At 38.3% G+C, this 11,896-nt stretch carries 5 protein-coding genes; 3 read left to right on the top strand and 2 right to left on the bottom strand.

Annotated features, from left to right (window positions below; genetic code table 11):
- The first annotated feature begins 8 nt into the window (after positions 1-8).
- Both ACESQI_RS14295 and ACESQI_RS14300 read left to right on the top strand, forming a co-directional pair.
- Positions 9-2,996 (top strand): SusC/RagA family TonB-linked outer membrane protein, encoded by a 2,988-nt coding sequence (locus tag ACESQI_RS14295; protein WP_373126439.1) that lies wholly within the window; start codon positions 9-11, stop codon positions 2,994-2,996.
- A 13-nt stretch (positions 2,997-3,009) separates the two neighbouring features.
- Positions 3,010-4,752 (top strand): RagB/SusD family nutrient uptake outer membrane protein, encoded by a 1,743-nt coding sequence (locus tag ACESQI_RS14300; protein ID WP_002558467.1) that lies wholly within the window; start codon positions 3,010-3,012, stop codon positions 4,750-4,752.
- A 160-nt stretch (positions 4,753-4,912) separates the two neighbouring features.
- On the opposite strand, the gene ACESQI_RS14305 is transcribed toward ACESQI_RS14300, so the two are convergent.
- Together ACESQI_RS14305 and rbr are read right to left on the bottom strand one after the other, a co-directional pair.
- Positions 4,913-9,049: an ATP-binding protein gene (locus tag ACESQI_RS14305; RefSeq protein ID WP_373126441.1), complete on the bottom strand. Its 4,137-nt coding sequence runs from the start codon at positions 9,047-9,049 to the stop codon at positions 4,913-4,915.
- Between the two features lie 193 nt (positions 9,050-9,242).
- Entirely contained in the window at positions 9,243-9,821 is a 579-nt protein-coding gene (gene rbr / locus ACESQI_RS14310; RefSeq protein WP_002558465.1) for a rubrerythrin, read from the bottom strand.
- Between the two features lie 266 nt (positions 9,822-10,087).
- Here rbr and ACESQI_RS14315 point away from each other — a divergent pair, with 266 nt between their 5' ends.
- On the top strand, positions 10,088-11,791 hold the full coding sequence (locus ACESQI_RS14315) for a SulP family inorganic anion transporter (RefSeq protein ID WP_002558464.1): 1,704 nt from the start codon (positions 10,088-10,090) through the stop codon (positions 11,789-11,791).
- The last annotated feature ends 105 nt before the right edge of the window (positions 11,792-11,896 follow it).

Here is an 11,896-nt window from a genome sequence, read left to right on the forward strand (position 1 = left end):
TGATTCAAATGAAGAGATTTATATATTTGTGCACGTTTCTGTGTGCACTGCTTCTATCGGTAATGCCGGTAAAAGCACAAAAGACCCAAAAAAGCTCAACAGTAACCGTTGAGGGTATTGTGGTCGACGAAAATAATGTCCCTATGCCCGGTATTACAGTTAACGTCCAGGAAAAACAAACAGATGCTGTGACCGATGAAGATGGTAAATTCTATATGTTACTTGATCCGTCGGATGTACTGGTAGTTAACTTAAAAGGGTACCGTCCGGTTGTTACACGCCTTAACAACCAATCAGTTTACACATTGAAACTGGTAAAGTACATGACCCACGAAGATGAAATGATTGGTGTATCTTATGGAGAACAATCTAAGAGGAGTATGACTTCGGCTGTATCAAGTATTGGTACCGATGTAATTGAAAAAAACACAGTAACCAATATTGAACAGGCAATGAATGGAACTTTATCCGGACTCTATTCACTGAAAAACGGAGGTGAAAAATTCGGTAAGAGTAACTATACTTTTTATGTACGTGGTATGGCAACCAATGCCAATGCTAAACCTCTGATTTTAGTTGACGATATAGAAGCCAACATTGACTTGATGGATTTCAATGAAGTGGAAAGTATCTCTGTACTGAAAGATGCGTCGGCTTTGGCCATGTATGGTATGCGCGGAGCCAACGGTGTCATTCTGATAAAAACAAAACATGGTAGTGAAGTAAAACACTCCATTAATGTGGACATCCGCGCAGGATTCCAGACAACAGAGAGAATGTCCGATCGGTTGAATGCCTATCAATACACCACTCTCTATAATGAAGCATTAAGAAATGACGGTTCGGCACCAATGTATAATCCCGATATGTATCTCCGTGCAGACAGAGATTCCTATCTTTATCCGGACGAAAACTACAAAGACCGTTTCATTGGTAAAAACTCCCCCTTCCAGCACTATAACTTTTCGGCTTCGGGAGGTAACGGACTGGCACGTTATTTTGTAACTGCCGGTTATATGAAACAGGAAGGTATCTTCAAAGATGCTGCTGCCAATAACACATACGAACGTTTCAACTACCGTTCAAATCTGGATATTAACCCGATTAAGGGAATGCTGTTCAATATTCTGGTTTCTGCAGCTATTGACAAGAGTTCGGCTGCTAACACAGGTTCGGAAGTACCTGCCGCTACTAATTCCGTATTTAACACTCTGATGACTCTGCCGGCAAACGCTTTCCCAATGTTCAATAAAAACGGATCACTCGGAGGTACTTCTGAGTATCAGACGAATCCTTACGGACTTTTGAACCGTCACGGTTATCGTAAAGACGAATCTCGTCTGCTCAATGTACAGGTAAAAGGTAAATATGACCTGGATATGTTGTTACCAGGGCTTTCGGTTGATGCTTATTATGGTTTCGAAAACTTCAATATGCAGTACCTGAGCATCAATAATACGTATGCTGTATTCCAGGAAAACGCAGATGGCACTTATACACAGTTTGGTAAAGATGAATATAAGAACAGCCGTAAATCAGAGATGATGGGCGGATTCTACCGTTACAATACACTGGGCGCAGGAGTCAACTATAACCATACTTTCGGAGATGTACACGATCTGGCAGTCCGCTTGTTCTATAATCACTCCAGCGAAACAGTTCCGGGCGATAATCCCGATTACAAATATCAGGGGCTGGCAATGCGTGCACAATATGGTTTCAACAAACGTTACTATGCAGAGGTTACAGCTTCCTATCAAGGTTCCAGTAATTACAAAAGCGGAAAACGTACCGGACTTTTCCCTGCTATCGGATTGGCATGGGTTGCTTCGGATGAGAAGTGGCTCCAATCAGTAGAAGCAATCGATTTTTTGAAGTTCAGAGCATCTTATGGTATAAACGGTAATGACCAGACCGGCGGACGCCGTTTTCCTTATCGCCAAGAATTTACCTCCGGAGGCGGATATGCATTCGGTAATCCCAACGGAAGTACAGATGGCTCACAAGAAGGAACATTGGCCAATCCCAACGAAACATGGGAAAAGTCATACAAACTCAATGTAGGATTCGACCTTGAACTCTGGAAAGGTCTTTCATTGACAATGAACTATTTCAATGAAAAACGCCGTGACGTATTGGTAGATTACTCTAATATCGTTCCTTCACTGATTGGTATCGGTCTGTCCAAATACAACGGCGGATCAATTGATAACCAGGGTATCGACCTGAACATCCTTTATAACAAACAATACAAGGATGGCGGATTCTTTATCGGAGGAAATATGGTATGGGCAAAAAACAAAATTATCGACTTAAAAGAAGTAGCTTACAAATATGCTCACCAATACCGTAAAGGACACTCTATTGGTACACAATTCGGTTTTCAGACCAATGGATTGTATACCAATGCCGATCAACTGGTCAATGCTCCTACAGGCTCTTTCGGAGCGCCTGTATTAGGTGATATCATCTACAAAAATCAAAATCCGGAGGATGATAATGTAATTGATGAGTCTGACAAAGTAGCATTAGGAAACACCCTACCGGAGATTATTTTCGGTGCTACATTGGGTGGTAACTACAAAGGATTTGATATTCAGTGTAATCTGGAAGGATCGGCTTTATTCTCTACTTTTTATACTCCGAATAAATTTACTCCTTATGCTTATGAGAATCGCTGGAATCCGGCTAACCCTACTGTGCAGACAGCATATTCGGGTTTGAGTATCTCCCGCGATTACAACACACAGACTTCTGATTTCTGGGAGAAAAAAACCTCTATGCTTCGTATCTCGTCAGCAGAAGTAGGATACACATTCCCCAAGCAACTGGTAAGAAAAATATTCCTTTCTTCATTGCGTCTTTATGTGAATGCAAACAATCTGTTTACTTTCTCAAATGCAATTGACGGTCGTAACCCGGAAGCTATGAATGCCGGATATTCTGAATATCCCCTGCTGAGAACATTCTCGGTTGGTATATCTATAAAACTTTAAAAACACTACGATTATGAAAATCAATAAATATATTATAGGTTTAGGTTTGACTTTCTCTTTTCTTTTCGCCGGCTGTGATTCATTTCTGGACCCGGAAAAAGATGGTAAACTGGGAGAAGACGATATATGGAATGAAACCCGACGAGCTTTCGGATTCATGAATGATGCGTACAACAAACTACCCAGCGGCTACAACCGGATTGATAACGCCATGTTGGCAGCAGGATGCGATGAAGCAGTACACTCGGACGTGACAAGCGATATCAAAGGTTTCAACAATGGTACATGGGATTCTTATTTCCTTGTAGAAAACGTATGGACTAAAAACTATGAGGGAATCCGGATCGTAAACCGATTCCTTGAAAAGATTGATGAACTTAAAATGCCGGTAAAGCCGACTACTTCCGGAACGAATGAAGAGTTGGTCCGCACCCGCGAACGTATGAAAGGAGAAGCCCACTTCCTGCGTGCTTATTTCTATTTTGAATTAATCAAACGTTACGGTGGTGTACCATTGATTACAAAATCATTGACGGCTGAAGAAGCCCAACAAGTAACACGTGCATCCTATGACGATTGTATGAAACAGATTATCGCTGACTGTGATACTGCTGCCAACCGGTTACCGGAACAATACAAAGGAAGTTCCGAAAGTGTAGGGTTCGATGATAAGAAAGAATTAGGACGCCCCACTACCGGTTCTGCTTATGGTTTGAAATCACGTGCACTTCTCTATTGGGCAAGTCCGTTGAACAATCCTAATAATGATAAGCAACGTTATAAACTCGCGATTGATGCCGCTCAAAAAGTTGTTGAATCGGCATTCAGATATAAGTTGATGGCTTTTACTGATGAAGATGAAACCTTTACCGACTTGTATGCCGTTAGTGAAAACTTCCTGCAATATCATCGGGAGATAGTATTCTCTACCAAATATAACACTACAACAAGTGTAGAAAGCCAGAATTCCCCACTCACTATGGGAGGAAAGGGATTGACGAATCCGACGCAGAACCTGGCAGATGCTTTCGGTATGGCTAACGGAAAAGGGATCAACGAACTGGGATCAGGATATGACAAAGATCATCCTTATGTAGGACGCGATCCGCGCTTCTATATGACTTTTGCTTATGACGGTTCTACATTTACAGTAAATGACAAAACTCAGACTATTGAAACATTTGAAGGTGGAAAAGATGCGACTGCTACTAATAAAACCGCTACTAAAACCGGATATTACCTGAAGAAGCTTCTTTCACCGCAAGCTGTATGGGATGGACGAACCAATAATATCACCCGTACCTGGATATTGATGCGTTATGCTGAAGTGTTGTTGAATTGCGCGGAGGCAATGAATGAATATTATGACACACCAAGTGCTGCACCCAAAGATTCAATCTATAAAGTAGTAGAACTTATACGTAAACGTGCTCAACTGAATCCACATAAACTACCCACCGGACTAAGTAAAGAAGAGATGCGTGAAGTGATACGTAATGAACGCCGCGTAGAATTGGCATTTGAGGAACACCGCTTCTTTGACATTCGCCGTTGGCGCTTGTTGGATAATCCGACAGAAAAAGCCAACTATCTGAAAATAGAAGGTATGCAAATTGTAAAGGATGCCAATGATGAACCTACTTATAAGAAATACACCGTAGAAAACCGGGTATTTGATGAGCGAATGTATCTCTATCCGATTCCACAATCAGAGATATTGAAAGCGCCGGGAATCACCCAGAACCCGGGATGGTAATTCAAATTATAGTTATATGATACTACAGAAAAAGCTGCTTCAATTACGAGGCAGCTTTTTTTGTAGTATCACATAACTTATTTCAAAGCTTCAAACAAAATGTTTCATTACTTCAAACAAAGTGTTTCAAAGCATGAAACAAGACAAAAGGATAATGGGGTTAATCTTCTTCTGACTCTTCACTCTTGTTTTTACCTTTTCTACAATTCTGTGGAGATACACCATAGAATGATTTAAAACACTTACTAAAATAACGGGGCGATGAAAAGCCCAGCTGATAGGATATCTCAGAAACATTCAGATTGGGCTGATTAGTAATCAAATACATCGCTTCTTCAAGCTTTATTTTAAGCGTCAACTCATTGGGAGTAAGTCCGGTTATTTCCTTTATTCTGAGATACAATTTACTCCGGCCAATACCCAATTCGGCAGCCAATACATTCATATCAAACTCAATATCCTCAAAATATTTTCGGATAATAGCAGTAGCACGATCTATTAATTCCTGATCCTGCTCATTGATGGCATTAGAAACAACCGGTGTCTTAGAAACATGATTAAATCTTTCAAGCAACATTCTACGGGTCCGTACCAGATTATTGCAACGTGATACAAGTACTTTGATATTAAACGGTTTCGTTACATAATCATCTGCACCAAACATATATCCTTCAACCGTATATTCCACAGAGGTTTGCGCCGTAAGTAAAACAACCGGAATATGTGATACGTCCAGACTGTTTTTAATTTTATGGCACATCTCTTTACCAGACATCTCCGGCATCATCACATCACTTAAAACAATATCGGGATGTAACTCGCGCGTAGCTTCAAAACCCTCTTTACCATTGGTAGCTTTGTATACATGATAAATAGGAGCGAAGATATCTTCCAACATTTCCAATATCTCCAGATTATCTTCTACAATAAGAATACTGGGCTTATTATCAGAATCCTTCGATTCAATATCCATTTCCCCGGCTTTCTCTTCATTAGTAAGCTCCTGCTCTTTAACCGGTTCCTCCAGCATTAGCTCTTCCAAAGCCAGATCTTCCAATACTCCATCTTTTATCAGATGGAAATTGGATTCACTATCACTCAAAACCTCTTTTGGGAAATGTTCATTGCCTGTCAGCAACGTAACAATGAAAACACTACCCTGACCAACTTCACTTTCAACCCGGATGTTTCCCTTATGCAACTCCACAATTCCTTTGGATACAGCCAATCCGATACCTGTACCCAACGTAAACTCTGAACTCTGTCCGTCAACCTGATAAAAACGATCAAATATCTTGTGAATAGATTCCTTGGAGATACCCACACCATCGTCTTCTACCCGTATTTCCACTTCATTCTTGATTTTCCGGATAGAAACAGTAATACTGCCTTTTGCTTTGGTGTATTTAAAGGCATTAGATAAAAGATTGAATATTACCTTCTGCAACTGAACCGGATCAAACCAAAGATTCAGTTTTTCCTCCATATGTTCGAACTTATAGTTAACAGAATGTTTCAAGGCATATTCATAAAAAGACATATAGATCTCTTTAGTGAAAGATACAATATCCATATATTCCACTTTCAGCTTCAGGAATCCTTGTTCTTGTTTTCGGAAATCAAGTAACTCTGACACCAGATCACGCATATGTCTGGCATTCTTATAAATTTTAAGTACCCGGTTGTAGACGGATGGATTGAGTTTATTAAGTTGCAACAATAGTTCTACCTGTACAATAATAAGGGTAAGCAGTGTACGGAACTCATGCGAAATGTTGGTAAAGAAACGAAGTTTTGTCTGATTTAATTCTTCAATATATTCTTTTTCCTTTCTTTCATATTCTAATGAGGCCTTTAACTTTGCCTGCCGCACATTGAAGCGGAAAATAGCATATAAAATACCTACCACCAATAATGCGTAAAGCAGATAAGCCCAAACTGTAGCATAAAATGGCGGATTAATTTTGATGCCAAGTTCAATTTGTTTTGTTTCCGTTTTGGCATCTTCCCATACCTCCCGAACAAGCAGACGATATTTCCCCGGACTTAAATTAGTATAACTGATAGTAGTAGAATGTGCCGGAAGCCAGGTATCATCAAGTCCTACCAACTGATATTCATACTGAAAATCGTTATTAGAAACATAGTTTGAAGTAGCAAATTCAATAAACAGGTTGTTTTTATTGTAATCAAGTTCAATCTCCTTATAGTTGGATAAAGCCGAAGAAAGAATACCAGATCCATCTCCCGGTCTGACCTCCCTGTTGGATATCCAAAGCTTATCAAAATAAAGCTGGTATTCTTTTTTAGTGGTATAAAGTAACTGTTCATAAAGGGATGTCAATCCATCAATTCCACCAAAGAAAACCTCTCCGTCTTTGGTAGAACAGACACTTGAACCTTGGTTAAAACTCATTTGAGGTATTCCGCAAACATGTTTCAATGTTCTGGTTTCAGGATCAAAAAAGGAAACTCCTTTGTTATGCAGTACCATAAGATGATCATAAGGTGATTCGGCTATATAATAACAATAGTTGCTCTGTAAATCTCCCTTTTCTGCTGTAAAATTTCTGAATGTATCCGTCTCGGGAAGATAAAGGAACAATCCGGAACCTAAAGTCCCGAAAAAAAGTTTCCCCTTACTATCCTCTAAAATATGAGTAATTCTAAATTTACCAATAGAAGTAGAATCCTCCATTACAGCATTGTATTCTTTTATTTTATTATTATTCAAATCAATCCGTACCACTCCTCCGTCCGATTTAGCAATCCACATCCTATCTTTGCTATCAATCAAAAAAGTTTCATAATAAAACTTCCTTTCTACTGCCCGGTTAATTACCTCATTAGCAGAAAGAGAAGAGAACGTCTCACTTTTCAAATCCATACTACAAACTCCTGCCTGAGTCAGTACAATGAGTTTATCTTTATAAAATTGTATATCGTTCACAATATCGTTGGGCAATGAAGCAGGCTCTCCCGGATTATTCTTCAAAACCTTGACCGTTTGGGATTTTATATCAAATATATTAAGTCCACCGGTATGCGTACCAATATATAGCAGATCTTTATCTTTTAGATATTTAATACATTTCAGATTATTATGACTAATGCTTCTGGGGTTATCTTCCTGCATGAAACTCTTGAATTGTTTCGTTTGGCGGTTAAAGAAATTAAGCCCTCCTCCTTCAGTACAAATCCATAGATTACCGTTTTTATCTTCTGCCATCTTACCTACGAAAGGAAAACTAAGATAGTTGGGGTTATTTCGCCCTATCGCTCCATAGAAATGGTAAATATCGGCTCTCGGGTTAAAATGATTAATACCACCAAAATAGGTTCCTACCCAGATATTCCCTTGTAAATCTCTATAAAGACCAAAAACAGACGAATGACTTAGACTATAGGGAACATTGTCTATTTGAGTATAACATTTCCATTTATCAGTAATAGGATCATATTTATTTAACCCATAAAATGTGCCAATCCATATATTTCCGAATTCATCCTCAACAACACTTCTCACATGATCATCGGAAATCCCATTCTTACCCGGTGAATAACGGAAGTTTGTTATCTGATTCTGAGATGAAATCCGATAAGCACCACTCGCATCCGTACTTACCCACAAATCATTTCTCTTACTCTTATACAGGTATTTCACAAAAACACCAGATAACACCACTTTCGGAGAATCGGGTGCACTGAATGGTATAGACAATAAATTATTTTCTGTCCCTACCCACAAATATTCATTATCAGCCGTAAAGATACAACTTCCGTTTCCCAGGCCCGGATCTATATCACAAAACTTACGCAAACCTTCTTTACCCTCCAGATAATAAAATATAGCATGATCGGATATCACCCAAAGCGTATCGTTTGAATAGCAAATACCATTAATTTCTTTTTGTGCCAAACAGGTAAATTGCTGTGTTGAAACATTGTATTTCACCAGATCGTGTCCGGCCCGTAAGTAGATAGCACCTTTCTTATTACCACAAATTGAATAGATTTCATTCTGGGTCAATCCCTTATTATTTTGTGAAGGGCGAAAGGCGGTAATCTCACGTCCGTTGTATCTATTCAGTCCTTCAAATGAGCCAAACCACATAGCTCCTATTTCATCCTGATAAAAAGAGAAAATACTGATTTGCGTTAATCCATCTTTTACCCCCAAATGATGGAAATACACATCATTTGCTTTGGAAGATGAAAAGAAACCGAAACAAAAAACAAATATCAGCAGAGTTTTTATCGCTATTCTATTTAATTGATCATGTATTTTTTTTGTCATAACAAGCGAAGTTTTTTGTCTTTTAGTATTAGTTATACATAAGAAGCAAAAATAAGCATTTAGAATGAATTATACAATAAGTCTTTCAATTTACTATAAACAAATTAAAGAAGCAATAGCCATCATCAACTAAATCAAAAAAGCGGCTCACCTTGCTGGATGAGCCGCTTATCAAAAAACGTATAATAATCTATTAATAGTTTTCTTTCTTTACTTCAAAATAAGCTTGCGGGTGCAGACATGCCGGACAAACTTCGGGAGCCTCTTTACCAATAGTAATATAGCCACAATTACGGCATTGCCATACAACTTCACCTTCTTTGGCAAATACAGAAGCTGTCTCAATGTTATTTACAAAAGCGCGATATCTTTCTTCATGTCCCTTTTCAGCAACAGAAATATTGCGGTACATGGCAGCAATTTCATAAAAACCTTCTTGTTCGGCAACATCAGCAAAATGAGGATAATCCTGTGACCATTCTTCATGTTCACCAGCAGCAGCTTCGAGCAGATTATTGAGAGTAGTACTGATAACACCAGCCGGATAACTGGCAGTAATTTCTACCATGCCACCTTCCAGATACTTAAACATACGTTTTGCATGCTCTTTTTCCTGATCAGCTGTTTCAGTAAAAATAGCTGCGATTTGTTCATAACCTTCTTTTTTTGCAACACTTGCATAATAAGTGTAACGCATTCTTGCCTGTGATTCGCCAGCAAACGAAGTCAGTAGATTTTTCTCAGTCTGAGTACCTTTAATACTTTTAGCCATAATAGTCTTATATATTTAATTAATTAGTAGATTACGCTTGTATTTGTTTATTTATAACACAAATATACGGAATTAGTTCAAAACAAGTCCTTCTTTCTTTATAAATAAAATCTATGAAATCATTGATAAAATTTATCATTTACAAATAATATGCTCCAAAACATGTTATTAGATTTATTTTATGTAATTTTGCAATCCTTATTTAGCAAAATCAGTAAAATCACATCGTAAATCTATATATGCACTAATTATATTGTATCGTTAAAATGAAAGTCTTAGAATTCAAACCCAAGCTGTTTTCTACACTCAAAAATTACTCGAAAGAAACATTTACAGCCGATCTCATGGCCGGGATTATTGTTGGTATTGTAGCCCTCCCATTAGCTATTGCATTTGGTATTGCCTCCGGTGTATCTCCCGAAAAAGGTATTATCACTGCTATCATTGCAGGATTTATTATTTCACTATTGGGTGGTAGTAAAGTACAGATAGGTGGTCCAACAGGAGCATTTATCGTTATTATCTATGGTATTATCCAGCAATATGGAGAAGCTGGACTCATCGTAGCTACTCTAATGGCAGGTGTAATACTCATCCTATTAGGAGTATTCAAGTTGGGAGCAGTTATTAAATTTATTCCTTATCCCATCATTGTAGGTTTCACAAGTGGTATTGCCGTAACCATTTTCACCACACAAATAGCTGACATCTTCGGACTGACTTTTGGGAATGAAAAAGTTCCGGGAGATTTTGTAGGAAAATGGATGATTTATTTTCGTCATTTTGACACAATTAACTGGTGGAATACTATTGTAAGTATTGTAAGTGTTATAATTATTGCTGTCACTCCAAGATTTTCAAAAAAAATACCGGGGTCTTTGATTGCTATTATTGTAGTGACAATTGCTGTATACCTCATGAAAATTTACGGAGGAATTGATTGTATTGATACAATTGGTGATCGTTTTACCATTAAATCCGAATTACCCGATGCCGTTGTTCCTGCACTGGACTGGGAGGCCATTAAAAATCTGTTCCCGGTAGCAATTACAATTGCTGTATTAGGTGCTATTGAATCGTTACTTTCGGCCACAGTAGCCGATGGTGTAATAGGAGACCGTCACGATTCAAATACCGAACTGATAGCTCAGGGTGCAGCCAATGTCATCGCTCCTTTATTTGGAGGTATACCTGCCACAGGTGCTATTGCACGTACTATGACGAATATCAATAATGGTGGAAAAACGCCTGTAGCCGGAATTATTCACGCTGTTGTATTACTACTTATTTTACTATTCCTGATGCCATTGGCACAATATATTCCTATGGCATGTCTGGCAGGTGTGCTGGTTATTGTTTCTTATAACATGAGTGGATGGCGCACGTTCAAAGCATTGTTGAAAAATCCAAAATCAGATGTCACCGTATTGCTTATCACCTTCTTCCTGACCGTTATTTTTGATCTGACAATTGCTATCGAAGTAGGTTTGATCATTGCTTGCGTACTGTTTATGAAACGTGTCATGGAAACAACCAAAATATCTGTCATCACCGATGAAATAGACCCAAACTCAGAATTGGATATTGCTGTTAGTGAAGAACATCTGATTATTCCAAAAGGAGTGGAAGTATATGAAATCAATGGTCCATATTTCTTTGGTATTGCAACACAATTTGAAGAAGTAATGGCACAATTGGGAGACCGTCCCACTGTACGTATCATTCGTATGCGTAAAGTTCCGTTCATCGATTCAACTGGTATTCACAACTTATCCAATCTGTGCAGGATGTCTCAAAAAGAAAAAATTACAATTGTACTTTCAGGAGTAAATGACAAAGTACATAAAGTTTTGGAGAAATCAGGATTTTATGAATTACTGGGAGAAGAAAATATCTGTCCGAATATCAATGTAGCACTGGAAAGAGCAAAAGATATCATAAGTGTACAAACCATAAACACAGAGAAGTAAACTCAGAATAGCTTTTAATTTATATATACTTTACTATAATAACATCCCCATGTTTTATATCAGAACATGGGGATGTTGTATTATAAAACATAGGGATGTTTTCAA

Source organism: Bacteroides sp. HPS0048 (assembly GCF_964240755.1).
In the GTDB taxonomy this organism is placed as follows: Bacteria; Bacteroidota; Bacteroidia; order Bacteroidales; family Bacteroidaceae; genus Bacteroides; species Bacteroides nordii.

Excerpts from the sequence above, each read along its gene's own strand:
- rbr (WP_002558465.1), bottom strand. The coding sequence starts at position 9,821 with ATGGCTAAAAGTATTAAAGGTACTCAGACTGAGAAAAATCTACTGACT.
- ACESQI_RS14295 (WP_373126439.1), top strand. The coding sequence starts at position 9 with ATGAAGAGATTTATATATTTGTGCACGTTTCTGTGTGCACTGCTTCTA.
- ACESQI_RS14300 (WP_002558467.1), top strand. The coding sequence starts at position 3,010 with ATGAAAATCAATAAATATATTATAGGTTTAGGTTTGACTTTCTCTTTT.
- ACESQI_RS14305 (WP_373126441.1), bottom strand. The coding sequence starts at position 9,049 with ATGACAAAAAAAATACATGATCAATTAAATAGAATAGCGATAAAAACT.
- ACESQI_RS14315 (WP_002558464.1), top strand. The coding sequence starts at position 10,088 with ATGAAAGTCTTAGAATTCAAACCCAAGCTGTTTTCTACACTCAAAAAT.